This window comes from Pseudomonas sp. F1_0610 (assembly GCF_047470865.1).
GTDB lineage: Bacteria > Pseudomonadota > Gammaproteobacteria > Pseudomonadales > Pseudomonadaceae > JAZDRH01.
Map to the genome: position 1 here is coordinate 25827 of NZ_JAZDRH010000029.1, position 14900 is coordinate 40726.

Genomic DNA, 14900 nt, shown 5'->3' on the forward strand with positions numbered 1-14900 from the left:
TGCTTAACTACCACAAGCGACATAGTAAAGAGGTATGTCGCCTTCTTTCTCTAATTCAATACCTTCTAGAAATATATGATCGCCTAAGTATTTGTTAGCTTGTTGGTTCTGTGCTTTAAATAGCAGTTCTAAAGCGGTGAAGTATTTTCCGTTATCGGCTGTTAAATCAGCAGTAACTTCCACTTGGTACCAACCGTCACTATCTGATGGTTCATCAAAACAACCTTGATCTTCTTCTATCAGTTGCTCGTTGGCGAGTAAATCTTCAGGTTTTACCCAAGCCTCATACTGTAGATAAAGACGTGGGCTATTGACCGCTATAGCATCAGGTTGCCAGTGATTTGAATTTTTTTTCACCATTATTTGACGAGCTGTGACATCGTTGTTGAATTGTTAGATATCCGCATAAAGGTGATCTTTAAATGTCAATGATACATCGCTTGAGAGCCCCATACCTGATCCTTGTTAATGGCTAAAAGAGACGGTAGTTTATGACAGGGTGAGTCTAACAAAATAGTTTGGTTCACTACCGAAGTTTACATAATAAATAGGCACATCATCTTGTTTTGCAGTTTCATACCTTCATTAAAAATAGGATTACTTAGTTGTTTAGTGGCTTGCTGTTTTATGTGTATTAAAGAACAGTTCCAATTGGATGACATTCTGGTGGCCACAGCCTATCCAAACAAAGCAGCAGATTGAACTATAAATGAATAAAAATTGCGTGAAGCCTGGTTTTTAGAAGTATTAGCGCAAAAAATAGTCAAATATTTATAAAAAATGACGATAAAATCAAAATTAAGCGATTAATAAAATAATTCAGTAACGCAAGATATCTGTCTAGGGCGCATCTTTAATTGGGCTATAGACTTTTGGCGGTGTTTTCACTGGATCAAGAGTCTGATTCTATATAGCCATGAGCTCGCTTTACCCAGCGAGTTAGCTTGTGAGTAGATCTATTCAGAAGAACCTTCTGAAACTAATAAATGCTTGAGCTGTTACCCGAGCCAAGCGGTATAACAACAAAAACAAAGGGAGACACCCTATGTTACAGGCGCTTAGAAACGCGTTGGTCCATCGCGCCCAATTTATGGACCCAGCAGAGCAATCTATTCCTACCTTGGCTTTGCTTGATACCAATGGCAAGCTTTATGCCAATGCGCAACCAATCTCACTTGACCAAGCTACAGCTGAACGTATTTATGATGCCTGTGTAATGACTCGGGCTTTAGATCAGCGTATGAATTCAGCGCAGCGCCAAGGTCGTATTAGTTTCTACATGACTTGTATTGGCGAAGAAGCCGCCGTTATTGGTAGCGCCGCGGCTTTAGACGGCGATGATGTAATTATGGCGCAGTACCGTGAACAAGGTGCTTTGGCGTATCGTGGTTTTAGTCTAGAGCAATTTATGGATCAAATGTTTGCCAATCAAGATGATCTTGGCAAAGGACGGCAAATGCCCATTCATTATGGCAGCCGTGCCCTAAACTACGTAACTATTTCATCACCCTTAGCGACTCAAATTCCACAAGCAGCAGGCTATGCTTACGGTTTAAAACTCGAAAACAAACAAAACTGTGTGATTTGTTATTTTGGCGAAGGAGCAGCTTCAGAAGGTGACTTTCATGCTGGCTTAAACATGGCAGCGGTGCATAAAGCGCCTGTGATTTTCTTTTGCCGTAATAATGGTTATGCCATTTCAACACCCACCAATGAGCAATTTGCCGGTGATGGTATTGCTTCACGTGCCGCCGGCTATGGCATGAAGGCTATTCGTGTGGATGGCAATGACATGCTGGCTGTTTATGAGGCAACCAAGCTTGCACGTGCTTATGTTTTAGAGCACGACGAGCCTATTTTGATCGAAGCCATGACTTATCGTATGGGCGCACATTCAACCTCAGATAATCCTTCAGCGTACCGTACCAAAGATGAAGAACAGGCATGGCAAAGTAAAGATCCCATGCAGCGTTTTAGCCTGTGGTTAACAGCGCAAGGCTGGTTAACAGAAGAGCGGCAGCAAGCGCTACAAGCGCATTATCAACAGGCTGTTTTAGCGGCGATGAAGGTAGCCGAAGTTAAACCTGCCCCTGCATTGAAAACGCTGTTTGAAGATGTTTATGCCAATATGCCATGGCATCTACAAGAACAACTGGCTCAGCTAACAGCACATGTGGCTAAGTATGCAGAGCATTATCCTAATTCGGCAGGGAGTATTTAAATGGCGCAAATGAGTTTGTTGCAAGCCATTAATAATGCTTTGGATATCGCCATGCACAGTGACGATAAAGTACTGTGTTTTGGCGAAGATGTCGGCAGTTTCGGTGGCGTTTTCCGTGCAAGCCAGAATTTACAGGAAAAATATGGTAAGCATCGCTGCTTTAATACACCCCTCACCGAACAAGGCATCCTAGGCTTTGCTAATGGCTTAGCGGCACAAGGGCATAGACCTGTAGCTGAAATACAGTTTGCAGATTATATCTTTCCTGCGTTCGACCAAATTGTGAATGAAACAGCGAAGTACCGTTATCGTTCAGGCAATGAATTTAATGTAGGCGCATTAACTATACGCACACCGTACGGCGGCGGTATTAGCGGCGGTTTGTACCATAGCCAATCGCCTGAAGCATTTTTTGCCCATGCGGCAGGTTTAAAAATTGTAGTACCTCGCGATCCTTATCAAGCCAAAGGCTTATTGCTTGCCTCTATTCGAGATGCTGATCCTGTGTTGTTTTTTGAGCCGAAAAAGCTCTATCGCGCTGCTGTATGTGAAGTACCAGAAGATGACTATCAAATTGAGCTGGGCAAGGCTGAAATAGTGCGCGAAGGCACAGATATTAGCTTAGTTGCTTGGGGCGCACAGGTCGCTACTATTGTTGAAGCAGCGGATAAAGCACAAGCGCAAGGCATTTCCTGCGAAGTTATTGATTTACGTAGCCTTATTCCGTGGGATAGAGACTTATTAGCACAGTCCTTGAAAAAAACAGGGCGCATGGTCATCAATCATGAAGCGGCACGTACGGGTGGTTTTGGGGCTGAGTTAGCAGCGAGTTTACAAGAGGTCTGTTTTTTATATTTGGAAGCGCCTATTACACGTGTTACAGGTTGGGATACACCATTTCCATATGCCTTAGATGCAGAGTACATGCCCGATGTGTGGCGTACTTTAGAGGCTATTCACGCTTGTATGAATTATTAAGGAGATGGCCATGTACGAAGATTTTATCCTACCAGATATTGGTGAAGGCATTGTTGAGTGCGAAGTGGTCACTTGGTATGTGCAAGAAGGCGAAGCTGTGCTTGAAGATCAAGTTATCGCTGATGTAATGACAGACAAAGTCACAGTCGAAATTCCTGCGCTGCACAATGGCATTTTAACCAAGCACTATTATCAACAAGGGGAAATTGCCAAAGTGGGCAAGCCCTTGTATCAAATACAAATAGAAGGTTTAACAGCAGTAACAACACAGACAACCATGGAGTCCAAGCAGGCTATTCTACCTCAACTAGAAGAGCAAACAGTATGTTCACAACAACCTTTGCAGAAAGTCCAAGAACAAGATTATCCGCAGCGTGCACTAGCCACCCCAGCGGTGCGCCGTATAGCTCGCGAACAACAGATTGATTTATTGCAAGTACAGGGTTCAGGCAAAGGCGGGCGCGTATTAAAAGAAGATTTAACTCAGCACCAAGCATTGCATGCTCCAGCGGAAGCTTGTGTTGAAACAGCTACATCAACGCAACACAACCGTGTAGAAAATATCAGCGGTATTCGCGCAGCAATGGCAAAACAGATGACGGCTGCCAATCAAATTCCGCATTTTACCTATGTTGACGAGCTGAATTTAAACAAGCTAGCTAAACTTCGCGCACAGCTAAAACCTGCATTGGCAGAGCAAGGCATACAACTAAGCTTCTTGCCATTTTTTATGAAAGCGCTGGCGTTAGCGATAACAGAGTTTCCGATTTTAAATGCTAAATTAAACGCTGACTGCACTGAGATCAGCTATCTGGCAGATGTTAATATTGGCATTGCAATGGATACACCTATTGGTTTGTTAGTGCCTAATATCAAGTCAGTACAAACCAAAAGTATTTTGCACATTGCCCAAGAGCTCACAGCATTAATTGCCCAAGCTCGTAGCGGCAAACTCAGTCGTGAACAGTTAACGGGCGGCACTATTACGTTGTCGAACATAGGTGCGTTGGGCGGTACAGTAGCCACCCCAATTATTAACGGCAATGAAATGGCGATTTGTGCACTTGGCAAATTACAACGCCTACCGCGCTTTAACAAAAAAGGTAAGGTGCGCCAGCAACAGCTAATGAACCTGTGCTGGTCAGGCGATCATCGCGTGTTAGATGGCGGCACTATCGCACGTTTTAATAACCTATGGCGCAGTTACTTAGAACAGCCTGAAACAATGCTGCTTCAATTAAACTAGCTCTTGAATGATATAAGCCTCAGTTCATACTGAGGTTTTTTTATTAGCCTAGGTTGTTTAACTCAGAGGTAAAACAGCATGATGTGGGAAAACCGCTTAGCGCGAACAGCGTTAGGCGCTTATATTGATCAACAAAATGATGATTTTGAAGCATGGCGAGTACCATTGCTGTGTTATGCCCTGCGTTATCAAGACCGTTTTCCCTTTGCCGTGCTTGATGGCGTAGAAGAATACTTTGTCTATCTTGAACCTCAGCATAAATTGAACTTAGCAACAATAGATACTGCTGTTTTGCAAGACATCAATGTAGGACGTTACGAGTATTCCTACAGCCTAAATGCCATTGCACAAGCCTTTTATTTGCTGCTAACAACGCCAAGAATGGACCAAGCCACAGTAGTACAGGTACTTAATGCTATTTTTGAAGCCTTTGCCTGCAACCTTGACGAAGCTGATTTTTTAGTCGTAGAAGAGGCCTATTTATTAGATTTTTTACCCATATCACAGCATTGAAACATGCTGCTGAAAGTAGTTTGCAAAGGCTTGTTCATATTGCGTTTTAGCAAATACTAATTGGGGGATGGGGGTTACGTCTATTTCGTCCAGATCGGCAGCGTCGTCTGAGTCTGAGCCGTCTTCATAGCGGATGTTTGCCCAAGTTATGCTGTCTTGTGTAATCAGTAAATCGCACGAAATAACACCGCAATAATCGCTACCACAATGGCAGCGATAAATCACCAAGCGGTTACTGCCAAACTGAGTAAAAATGGGTGCTTGCCCTAAAAATTGGGCGATTGTGTTGATGATGACGGCTTTGTGGTTGTAGTCAGGGAAGCGTTGTTTATCAACAGGAAAAATATCCAGATCAAAATTCGAAAACCGCATGTCTTCACAATGGTCAATGTTAAGCAGGCTATCGAGAGATTGCTCATCAATAAACAGCATAAAATTTTGGCGTTCAGGTGTCCGCTCAATGCAGCGGATGCTTAATGTATTCATAGGCTGATTTTAAAAGGTAAAAATCATCTGGCACTGATAAATATCACCTAACGCATAATTTATTGTTTGCTAAGATATTTCGTTATATCTAAATAAACATAACGAGAAATTTATGTCTGCTTACTCAAAATTAAGATCTGCTGTTTAGTATGCGTTATATGCAGCGCCTTTTTTTGCACTGTTAGCTACCAGTGCTTTTGCACAAGGTCCAGTATTTAATTTAGGCAAGGTAGTTGTTGAAGCACCTGCTGAAAAAGCTAAAACCACAGAGCAAGTGATTGATGCGCAGGAATTAGAACGCTTTAACCGCAACACTGTAGGCGGGAGTTTCTTATTTGGAGTCAGGTGAATTTAAGCTACCAAGCGGCTTTCATGATTATAAAAATAAACCAACAGATACAGGCAATTATCGAAAGAATGCAGATTATCGCGACAAAAAAGGCTCGTTTAAATTAGGCTTAACGCCTAACGATACCGATGAATATGTAATGGGTTATTCCAAGCAAGAGGGCGATAAAAATCAGCCTGCGTACACAGGGAAAAATAAAAATGAACAGGTGCGCTTTTGGCGTTGGCCGCAATGGGATAAAGAAAGTATCTATTTTTTAAGCTCAACGCAGTTGAATGAGCAAAATACGATAAAAACGCGGGTGTATCGCGATGATTATAAAAATACTTTACGCATGTATGACGACGCGATTTTTGCGAGTTATGAGAATAGCCCTTACCAAGATAAAACCTATGGCGCAGCGCTAGAGTGGATTAATACCTCAATTAATAATCATGAATTACATATTGCAGTGCATTATAAAGATGATCGCCATCAATCAGCTGATGCTAAATCCACCAAAGATTTCCGTGATGTCACTCGAGCAGTAGCAATTGAAGATCTAATTAGATTAGCGCCAACATGGCGTATGCGTATTAGTTTAAGCCATGAAGAGCGCTCGGCACGTAAAGCGTTTTCAACGGATTACCCTAATCTTACAAAGGATACAACGCGTTCTACTTATGGCTTGCTAGAAGTAATGCATGACCTTAGTGAAGAGATTGAGCTATTTATGAGTGTGGCCAAGAAAACACGTATGCCAACCTTGAAAGACCGTTTTTCTGCGCGTATGGGAAAAGCCTATGCTAATCCTAATTTAAAACCTGAAGCAGCACGTCATGCGGAACTTGGTGTGAGAGGAAATGTCTGGACTGGCGGTTATATGCAAGCGAGTGTTTTCTATAGTCATGTGCGTAATGAAATGCAATTTATGCCTTATCGCGATAGAGAGCAGCTACAAAATACAGGAAAAGCGCGCCATAGAGGCTTAGAAATCAGCTTAGATCAAAGTATTGCTGATAATTGGCAGTTAGGAGCTGCTTATACCTATCTAAATCGTGTAAATTTAACCGATAGATCTATCAAATTAACAGATACTCTGCGTCATAAGCTATTCACCCATGCTACGTGGAGGCCGATAGAAAAGGTTGCATTGCAAGCCACAGTGGAAGTCGAGGCGGGCCGTCGTATTGCACAACGGCAAAACAAAGGACAGTCAGATACCTATACAACCCTTTCTGGCTTCACTACTTTTGGTTTGAAAAGCACATGGAATGTTTTAGATGAGCTTAGCCTTGAAGCAGGCGTGCGTAATTTAACGAATAAAAATTACGCCTATGCAGATGGTTATCCTCAACCAAGCAGAACATGGTTTGCGGGGGCTAACTATACATTTTAAGGAGAGTTCATGGTTCTACCACTAGCCGCTGTCGTGCATGCGGGTAATGGCGAAGGCGATGAAACTATTCAGCAAGTCATTAAATATTGTCGTAGTAAAAACTGGCGGGTTCGCGGCCTTGTTACAGAACGAGGGAAAGACCCGCTAGGTAAATTACCCATGCTGCTGCGTGATATTTATACGCAGCAGATTTTTAGAATTTCTCAATGTTTAGGTAGTGAATCTACGTCCTGTGTTTTAGATCTTGGCGGGCTGGCGCAGGCCAGTGAAGTGTTACGCCGAGCTGTCCGTGAAAAGCCTGATCTAGTCATTATTAATAGATTTGGTTCAGCCGAAGCAGAGGGCGAAGGTTTTTCCCAGGAGTTTGGCCAGTTAATTAGCGATGGCATTCCTGTGCTCACACTCATTAATGAGCGCTATCTTTCGGCGTGGCTACATTTTGCACAAGATCTGGCCTACACCTTGCCTCTTGATTTTCATGCGATTAAACATTGGGTTGATAAACTCAAGGAATAACATGCAAAGGCGTCTGTTTAGCCAGTTATTAGCCGCTGGTTTATTGTTGCCAAACGCTGTGTTAACGGCTTTGGCTGAAGATTTAATTGCGCAAAATGGGCGCTTACCTGCTGCTAATAAGATACACAGGGTGTTTGCTGCAGGAGCACCAGCTATGGTGTTCTTGTACGCTTTAGCCCCTGAAAAGCTGCTTGGCTTTCCAACTGATTTATCCGCTAATACACGTCAATATCTGCATCCAAATTATGCTCAGTTACCTGCTATTGGGCGTTTAGCAGGCCGCGGTAGTACTTTGTCATTAGAGCAATTAATGGTGCTGCAACCTGATGTGATTGTGGATGTGGGCAATGCTAACCAAACGCATCGCTCTGCAGCACAAAACATCGCCAGTCAAACGGGGATTCCAACATTACAAATTGCGGGGAATCTCGCACAAACACCTGAGCAACTACGGCAGGCAGGGCGTTTATTGGGTGTTGAAACAAGAGCAGAGCAGTTGGCTCAGTATGCGCAAGGAATTTTACAAAAAGCTCAACAGTTTAAAGCTCGACAGGCGCAACCTGTACGCTTTTATCATGCGCGTTTAGAGCATGGTTTAGAAACAGCCGTAGAAGCTTCTATTCATACTGAAACCTATGAGTTATTAGGTTTACAGAATGTGGTGGGCAAGCAAGCAAATAAAGGTTTGGTTAGAGTATCCTTAGAACAATTATTGGTATGGCAGCCAGATTACATTTTTACCGAAGAACTGGCGTTTGTGCAGCATGCCAAAACAGATCCATTATGGCAGCAACTTAACGCAGTTCAAGCAGGGCAAATCTATTGTGCGCCGCGCTTGCCTTTTGGTTGGTTAGATAGTCCACCCAGCTTAAATCGTTTACTGGGCATAAACTGGTTGATGCATCAGCTTTCTCAGCCACAGCATACAACTGAGCTTGAACAGCAAGTTTCTGATTTTTATCAGCTTTTTTACGGAGTTAAGCTTGATGGAAAAACCGCCCTTAGCTTGCAGGTATAATCTGTGGGGAACATGAGAACCTATTTAATTTATGGCTGTTTGTGCGCCATCTTACTTGGCTTATTCATTGTGGCGACTTTGGCGGGTAAATATCCACTGAGTTTAAACGATATTAGCCAAGCACTATTGTCGCCTACAGCCGATAGCGCCAACCAATTAGTTTTATGGCAAGTACGCTTTCCTCGCATTTTTGCCGCACTGTTAGTGGGCGCTTCTTTGGCGGTGGCCGGCGCTGCTTATCAAGGCATGTTTCGCAATCCCTTAGTGTCGCCCGATATTTTAGGTGTTTCGACGGGCGCTGGATTAGGGGCGGTGTTAGCAATTTATGCGAATCTGCCGCTATTTTACGTACAGCTTTTTGCTCTTTTCGGTGGATTAGCTGCTGTTACCTTGGTCTATAGCCTGGCTCAGTTGATTCGCCGACATGATGCTGTTTTGGTGTTGGTGCTTTCAGGTGTGGCGTTAAGTAGCCTATTTGGCGCAGGTATTTCCTTAGTAAAGGTATTAGCGGATACTGATCGGCAGTTACCCACTATTACTTTTTGGCTGTTGGGCAGCTTAAACTCAGTGCGTCTGGCTGATTTGCTTTATAGTCTGCCGTTAATTATTGGCGGCCTAGTAGTGCTGTTTGTTTTACGCTGGCGCATGAACCTCTTAGCCTTAGGCGATGATGAAGCAGCCGCCTTGGGGGTAAATCTTAAACTAACGCGAATTTTGCTGATTATCGCCGCTACCATGGTAACCGCCAGTGCTATTTCTTTTACAGGTATTATTGGTTGGGTAGGGTTGTTAATTCCACATGCTGCTCGCTTATTAGTAGGCGCGCACTTCTCTAGGCTACTCCCTGCCTCTTTATTGCTAGGTGCTATTTTCCTGTTATTAACAGACACCATTGCCCGTACTTGTTTTGCGGTTGAAATGCCATTAGGTGTACTGACATCCTTAGTTGGTGCTCCTTTTTTCATGCTGTTATTAGCCTGCGGAGGGCGTAAAGCATGAGCCATAGCTTATTGAAGGCCGTTCAGCTGCGTGTGGGTTATCAGCATAAAGCCTTAGGCGGTGCAATTGACTTGGCCTTGCATGAAGGCGAAGTGCTTGCGTTATTAGGTCCCAATGGAAGCGGCAAAACCACGTTATTTCGTACTTTATTAGGACTGCTTAAACCTGTTTCTGGGACGGTTTATTTATTAGATAAAGCATTAAATACCTATTCAAGAAGACAGATAGCACAGCTAGCCGCTTATGTGCCTCAGGCGCAAATAGGTAGCTTTGATTTTACTGTTGAAGAAATGGTGATCATGGGGCGTTATGCAGCTATTGGACGTTTTTCTCAGCCGAGCAATAAAGATCGCCACATTGCACTAGCGTGCTTGCGCCAACTGGGTATAGAGCAGTTAGCCAATGCCAGTTATATGCGTATTAGTGGTGGTCAGCGGCAATTGGTGCTAATTGCCCGCGCTTTAACACAAAATGCAAAAATCTTAGTGCTGGACGAACCTACTGCCAGCCTAGATTTTGCTAACCAAATTTTAGTGTTAGACAGTATTTGCCAGTTACGCGCGCAGGGTATGGCTATTTTGCTGTGTACGCATCAACCTGAACATGCGTTGCAAGTGGCTGATCGTGTTGCTTTGTATAATCATGGTGAGATTCAAACACAAGGCAAGGCGCAAGATATGCTTACTGTAGAAAATTTAGCACAGCTTTATGGTTTAACAAGCATGCAAATTAAAGCGCATTTTAAAGTACAGACAAAGGTAGACGGATGAGGTATTCAGAAATTGATTTTGCACGCTTATATAAAGAGCACCTTGCCCAAAGCGAACGCCCTGAAAAGCCTGCCAGTGACTGGGGAGCTAAAGCACAGTCCATAAGTAAAAGTGCAGTGGGCGGCGCTTATAGCCAAGCGTTTCTAGCTAAAATGGATTTTACCAATGCCCACAGTTTACTCGATATTGGCTGCGGCCCTGGCACTATCGCTTTGCCGGCGGCAGAGAAACTAACCCAAGTATATGCCTTAGATTACAGCCAAGGCATGTTGGATGTACTGCAAGACAATGCGCGTGAACGACAATTAGATAATATCCAGCCTATTCATTTGTCATGGGAAGATGATTGGGCGGATGTGCCCGTATGCGATATTGCTGTAGCTTCGCGCGCCAGCATTGTGGCAGATATGCAACAGGCGTTAGACAAGCTAAATCGCCATGCACGTCAACGCGTGTATATGACGCATTTGGTTGGCGGCATGTTTATTGATCCTGATATTTACCATGTGTTAGGACGAGATGTAAAAAGCTTTCCTGATCCTATCTATGTTATTAATTTACTGTGGCAGCAGGGGATATACCCAAAGCTCGATTATATTCCAAGCCATAATCGCTTAGCAGGCTGTGCGAACTTTAGCGAGTTTGCGAGCAAAGTCAGCTGGCGCTTAGGTGAGCTTAGCTTAGAAGAATTGGCCGCATTGGAAGTATGGTATTTGGCTAACCCGCAACGAGCCGCAGAAGGTGGACGTCCTACACAGTGGGCATTTTTAAGCTGGGATGTGCCTTCTGTATTCAAACAGAATGGATAAATAACAGCATCAAACGACCGAAAACAACTAAAGCCTTCGGTCATTTTGTATCATTACTTACTGAGATTATTAAATTTTACACAGCCGCTTTGGTTGCCTTTTTCGCAGGCAAAGTGAAACCATTTTTTTGCTTGTTGAAGGTCTTTAACAACGCCTTTGCCTTGGTAATACATAAGGCCTAGATTATAAGTGGCTTCTTTATCGCCTTGCTCAGCCGATTTTTCGTACAAGGTCTTTGCCCATTGCAGATCTTCCTCAGAAGCACCGTCTTGAGAATAAAAGTAAGCTAGATTATTTTGCGCTTTGGGATGTCCTTGGTCAGCGGCTTTCCCGTACCACAGCTTGGCTTGAGCAGGATTTTTAGGCATGCCACGACCTTTATCGTACATTAAGGCCAGATTGTATTGCGCTTTGGGGTTACCTTGTCTGGCGGCCTGCTCATACCAAAGCTTAGCGGTAGCATAGTCTTGAGCAACCCCCTCACCGGTGTAATAAAGGGTAGCTAGGTTATTCTGTGCTTTAGCGTGCCCCTGGACGGCTGCTTTTTCGTGCCATAGTTTGGCTTGTGATGCATTAGCAGGTACACCTAAGCCAAATTCATAGATAATCCCGAGTTCATATTGGGCTTGTCTAAAATTCTGCGCAGCGGCTTTTTCAAACCATAGCTTTGCTTGTGCGTAGTCTTGTTTCACACCAAGACCGTCAAGATAGAGAGTGGCTAGATTGCTTTGTGCGCGAGGATGCCCTTGTTCGGCAGCTTTTTCAAACCAAAGTTTGGCCATTTGATAATCTTGCGCAACCCCTTCCCCAGCAAAATAAAGGCTGGCTAAATTATTTTGTGCTTTCACTTGGCCTTGTAATGCAGCTTGTTCGTACCACATTTTAGCTGTTTGATAATTTTGAGGTACACCTGAGCCAGAGTCGTACATAAAACCAAGATTGTATTGCGCATTGGCATGGCCTTGCTGAGCGGCCTTTTCAAACCAGCTTTTCGCTAGTGGGTAGTCCTGTTCTGTACCTTTGCCAGAATAATGTAGTAATCCAAGATTGTATTGAGCATCAGCAAAATCTTGTATGGCCGCTTTTTCGTACCATTTTTTAGCAAGTTGTAAATCTATACTCGTGCCTACACCGTCTTCGTAAGCTATCCCTAACTGTGTTTGCAATTTAGGATCATTGGTTTGCTCAGCCGATTGTACAAGTTGTTGAAAATCACTACCTGAGGGGTTGGCATAGGCTGCTGGCAGCGACAGCATGAATAAAAAAGCGAGGGGAAGTAGTCTGTTCATCAGTTTTCCTTGATTAAAGAACAAGCATTTTTAAAGCCATTACTGCAGGCCAGTCGAAACCACTTATTTGCTTCTTGGGTATTGTGTGCCACACCGTCCCCATTGGTATACATAAGGCCAAGACTATGCTGAGCTTGAGCATTGTTTTGTGCCGCAGCTTTTTCAAACCAAGCTTTAGCCTGCTGCGGTGATTTTTCAACGCCTTGCCCCATAATATAAATCACGCCTAAATTCAGCTGGGCTACGGGATGATTCTGTGCTGCGGCTTTTTCAAACCACAGTTTTGCTGTTTGGTAATTCTGTTGCGTCCCTTGGCCAATGTAGTAGCGTATGCCTATTTGCAATTGAGCATTGGGATCGCCCTGTAATGCTGACTTTTCTAACCAGAGTTTCGCCTGTTCAAAATTCTGAGGAATACGTTGGCCTTCATAATAGAGTATGCCTAGGTTGTACTGTGCCTCAATATGCCCTTGCAGTGCTGCTTTTTCTAACCAATGGAACATGAGTTGATTATTGGCTGCTGTTGCTTCAGCTCGATAATACATAATACCAAGATTATATTGCGCACGAACTAAGCCTTGTTCGGCAGCTTTTTCTAGCCAAAACTGAGCTTGCTTATCGTTTTTTTCATCGCTATAAAGCTCAGCGAGACTCGCTTGCGCATCTAGATTATTTTGTTGTGCTGCTTTCTCAAACCAATACTTAGCGCGCTCAAGGTTAGGCGCTGTTCCCTCTCCGTTTCTGTATAAGGTTGCTAAATTATATTGGGAAACGTCATTGCCCTGTTCGGCTGACTTTGTAAACCAAAAAAAGGCTTTATTATAGTCAATAGGTCCGCCTTTTCCGGCGATATAGAGCGTAGCTAAGTTCTGCTGCCCCATGCGATCACCCTGAGCAGCAGACTGCTCAAACCAATATTTTGCCTGTTCAGTATTTGGGCTAACATCAAAGCCTTCAGTGTAGATGATCCCCAGAAAGTTTTGTGCTTTAGCATTGCCACGTGCAGCCGCTTTTTCTGCAAGTAGCTTAGCTTGTTTATAGTCTTTAGCTGTGCCTTTGCCGAATAAATACATGTAGGCTAAGGCCGCCTGGGCAGGTGCACTACCTTGTTTGGCCGCTTTTTCATACCATGCTTTTGCCTGCTGTAAGTCGGCCTCAAGCCCAATGCCATTGTAGTAAATATCGCCTAGTTCAAATTGAGCGTTACGATTGTTCTGTAATGCGGAAAGCTCAAGCCATTTTTTAGCCTGTTGAGGATCTACGGCTGTGCCTTTGCCTTCTGCGTAGATTACGCCAAGATTATATTGCGCATTGGCATTACCTTGTTCTGCGGCTTTCTCAAACCAATGTTTAGCTTGCGAATAATCTACGCCTACGCCATGTCCAAAGGCATACATAATGGCTAAGTTAGCCTGAGCATCAGCATGGTTTTGTTGCGCTGCCTTTTCAAACCAGTATTTAGAACGCTCGTAATCTTTTGCGGTGCCATTACCTTGAAAATAGATAATGGCTAATAAATTTTGCGTATTAGTGTGGTTTTGCTTAGCGGCTTGTTCTGCCCAATACTTGGCTTGTTGATAATCTTGCGGTATAACCGTGCCAGTAAAATAGCTATCTGCTAGCTGTGCTTGTGCTTCAACTAAACCCTGCTTAGCGGCTTTTTCCATCCACTGCTGCGCTTGTTTAAAATCTTGCTCAACCACTTCACCTCGCGCATAAATCTCAGCCAGTGCTAATTGTGCTTGGGGATTATTGTACTGCTGGGCTTGCTCTAATAATGCGTTTAATTCGCTGGCGTTATTGCTAGAGGAGTTAGCATAGGCTGTAGGCATTAAAAAAAACAGGGAGCACAAAAAAATAATTAATTTTTGCATAGTATAAAACCGCTAATAAAAAGTCGAAACATCATACGCTGTATATTGTTTGTTGGGGTGCTAAAAATCAAAAGTAGAATAGATACAATGATGTTGAATAGCCTTTTAAGGCTAATATAGGCTTAGCATGACATAGAATATACAGCTATTGAAATGGCAGAAAACTCTGTTTTGGGATGCAGAAAATCCTAATTGAACAGCATCACAACGGCATTTTTATACCTTTTTAATGCTTATTCCATTTTATATTTTTCTATTTTTGCAAGATGGTGTTGATTCTTCCTTTAGCATAATTGAGTAGATTGGCTTTTGAACTTGCCTTGGATAAAGTATCTACTGATATTTTATGACGAAAAACAAGATTATAATTTTTATTTTAAAGTTACTATGCCTAGCAATTTCAATGATAATTAAAATTTATTTTTATAGAGTTCAGGTTCTTATTGTATGATTC

14 protein-coding genes are annotated in these 14900 nt (G+C 43.2%); 10 read left to right on the forward strand and 4 right to left on the reverse strand.

Annotated features, from left to right (window positions below; translation table 11 throughout):
* Window positions 1–3 precede the first annotated feature (3 nt).
* Complete coding sequence (locus VQ643_RS13650; RefSeq protein WP_414200407.1) at window positions 4–360, reverse strand: hypothetical protein; 357 nt, start codon at window positions 358–360, stop codon at window positions 4–6.
* A gap of 685 nt (window positions 361–1045) precedes the next feature.
* Here VQ643_RS13650 and VQ643_RS13655 point away from each other — a divergent pair.
* From VQ643_RS13655 to VQ643_RS13670, 4 genes are all read left to right on the forward strand, one after another.
* The gene (locus VQ643_RS13655) at window positions 1046–2221 is read left to right on the forward strand and encodes a thiamine pyrophosphate-dependent dehydrogenase E1 component subunit alpha (RefSeq protein ID WP_414200409.1); all 1176 of its coding nucleotides are present in this window, start codon (window positions 1046–1048) and stop codon (window positions 2219–2221) included.
* A complete protein-coding gene (locus tag VQ643_RS13660; RefSeq protein WP_414200411.1) occupies window positions 2222–3199 on the forward strand; it encodes a transketolase C-terminal domain-containing protein in 978 nt (325 codons plus the stop codon).
* A 10-nt stretch (window positions 3200–3209) separates the two neighbouring features.
* On the forward strand, window positions 3210–4445 hold the full coding sequence (locus VQ643_RS13665; protein WP_414200413.1) for a 2-oxo acid dehydrogenase subunit E2: 1236 nt from the start codon (window positions 3210–3212) through the stop codon (window positions 4443–4445).
* 78 nt (window positions 4446–4523) lie between these two features.
* Entirely contained in the window at window positions 4524–4958 is a 435-nt protein-coding gene (locus tag VQ643_RS13670) for a hypothetical protein (protein ID WP_414200415.1), read from the forward strand.
* Here the strand turns inward: VQ643_RS13670 and VQ643_RS13675 are convergent.
* Entirely contained in the window at window positions 4947–5444 is a 498-nt protein-coding gene (locus VQ643_RS13675) for a hypothetical protein (protein WP_414200416.1), read from the reverse strand. The two genes, VQ643_RS13670 and VQ643_RS13675, sit on opposite strands and share 12 nt — an antisense overlap.
* 335 nt (window positions 5445–5779) lie before the next feature.
* Between VQ643_RS13675 and VQ643_RS13680 the strand changes: the two genes are divergently transcribed.
* The 6 genes from VQ643_RS13680 to VQ643_RS13705 are packed head-to-tail and all read left to right on the forward strand — an operon-like array spanning window position 5780 to window position 11283.
* Window positions 5780–7171, forward strand: coding sequence for a TonB-dependent receptor plug domain-containing protein (locus tag VQ643_RS13680; RefSeq protein WP_414200418.1), 1392 nt, complete (start codon window positions 5780–5782; stop codon window positions 7169–7171).
* A 9-nt stretch (window positions 7172–7180) separates the two neighbouring features.
* Complete coding sequence (locus VQ643_RS13685) at window positions 7181–7687, forward strand: DUF2478 domain-containing protein (RefSeq protein ID WP_414200420.1); 507 nt, start codon at window positions 7181–7183, stop codon at window positions 7685–7687.
* Between the two features lies 1 nt (window position 7688).
* Window positions 7689–8705 (forward strand): iron ABC transporter substrate-binding protein, encoded by a 1017-nt coding sequence (locus tag VQ643_RS13690; RefSeq protein WP_414200422.1) that lies wholly within the window; start codon window positions 7689–7691, stop codon window positions 8703–8705.
* Between the two features lie 12 nt (window positions 8706–8717).
* Complete coding sequence (locus tag VQ643_RS13695) at window positions 8718–9704, forward strand: FecCD family ABC transporter permease (protein WP_414200436.1); 987 nt, start codon at window positions 8718–8720, stop codon at window positions 9702–9704.
* On the forward strand, window positions 9701–10474 hold the full coding sequence (locus VQ643_RS13700) for an ABC transporter ATP-binding protein (protein WP_414200424.1): 774 nt from the start codon (window positions 9701–9703) through the stop codon (window positions 10472–10474). Before VQ643_RS13695 ends, VQ643_RS13700 begins: the two co-directional genes overlap by 4 nt.
* Window positions 10471–11283, forward strand: coding sequence for a class I SAM-dependent methyltransferase (locus VQ643_RS13705; protein ID WP_414200426.1), 813 nt, complete (start codon window positions 10471–10473; stop codon window positions 11281–11283). The genes VQ643_RS13700 and VQ643_RS13705 overlap by 4 nt, the downstream gene beginning before the upstream one ends.
* Window positions 11284–11336: 53 nt before the next feature.
* On the opposite strand, the gene VQ643_RS13710 is transcribed toward VQ643_RS13705, so the two are convergent.
* Window positions 11337–12572 (reverse strand): hypothetical protein, encoded by a 1236-nt coding sequence (locus tag VQ643_RS13710; protein ID WP_414200428.1) that lies wholly within the window; start codon window positions 12570–12572, stop codon window positions 11337–11339.
* Window positions 12572–14446, reverse strand: a complete 1875-nt coding sequence (locus VQ643_RS13715; protein ID WP_414200430.1) for an SEL1-like repeat protein — start codon at window positions 14444–14446, stop codon at window positions 12572–12574. Before VQ643_RS13715 ends, VQ643_RS13710 begins: the two co-directional genes overlap by 1 nt.
* Window positions 14447–14900 lie beyond the last annotated feature (454 nt).

Bases quoted from the DNA above. Each gene is read 5' to 3' on its own strand.
- VQ643_RS13700 (WP_414200424.1), top strand. From the start codon at position 9,701: ATGAGCCATAGCTTATTGAAGGCCGTTCAGCTGCGTGTGGGTTATCAG.
- VQ643_RS13655 (WP_414200409.1), top strand. From the start codon at position 1,046: ATGTTACAGGCGCTTAGAAACGCGTTGGTCCATCGCGCCCAATTTATG.
- VQ643_RS13695 (WP_414200436.1), top strand. From the start codon at position 8,718: ATGAGAACCTATTTAATTTATGGCTGTTTGTGCGCCATCTTACTTGGC.
- VQ643_RS13715 (WP_414200430.1), bottom strand. From the start codon at position 14,446: ATGCAAAAATTAATTATTTTTTTGTGCTCCCTGTTTTTTTTAATGCCT.
- VQ643_RS13705 (WP_414200426.1), top strand. From the start codon at position 10,471: ATGAGGTATTCAGAAATTGATTTTGCACGCTTATATAAAGAGCACCTT.
- VQ643_RS13660 (WP_414200411.1), top strand. From the start codon at position 2,222: ATGGCGCAAATGAGTTTGTTGCAAGCCATTAATAATGCTTTGGATATC.
- VQ643_RS13665 (WP_414200413.1), top strand. From the start codon at position 3,210: ATGTACGAAGATTTTATCCTACCAGATATTGGTGAAGGCATTGTTGAG.
- VQ643_RS13650 (WP_414200407.1), bottom strand. From the start codon at position 360: ATGGTGAAAAAAAATTCAAATCACTGGCAACCTGATGCTATAGCGGTC.
- VQ643_RS13675 (WP_414200416.1), bottom strand. From the start codon at position 5,444: ATGAATACATTAAGCATCCGCTGCATTGAGCGGACACCTGAACGCCAA.
- VQ643_RS13670 (WP_414200415.1), top strand. From the start codon at position 4,524: ATGATGTGGGAAAACCGCTTAGCGCGAACAGCGTTAGGCGCTTATATT.
- VQ643_RS13690 (WP_414200422.1), top strand. From the start codon at position 7,689: ATGCAAAGGCGTCTGTTTAGCCAGTTATTAGCCGCTGGTTTATTGTTG.
- VQ643_RS13685 (WP_414200420.1), top strand. From the start codon at position 7,181: ATGGTTCTACCACTAGCCGCTGTCGTGCATGCGGGTAATGGCGAAGGC.
- VQ643_RS13710 (WP_414200428.1), bottom strand. From the start codon at position 12,572: ATGAACAGACTACTTCCCCTCGCTTTTTTATTCATGCTGTCGCTGCCA.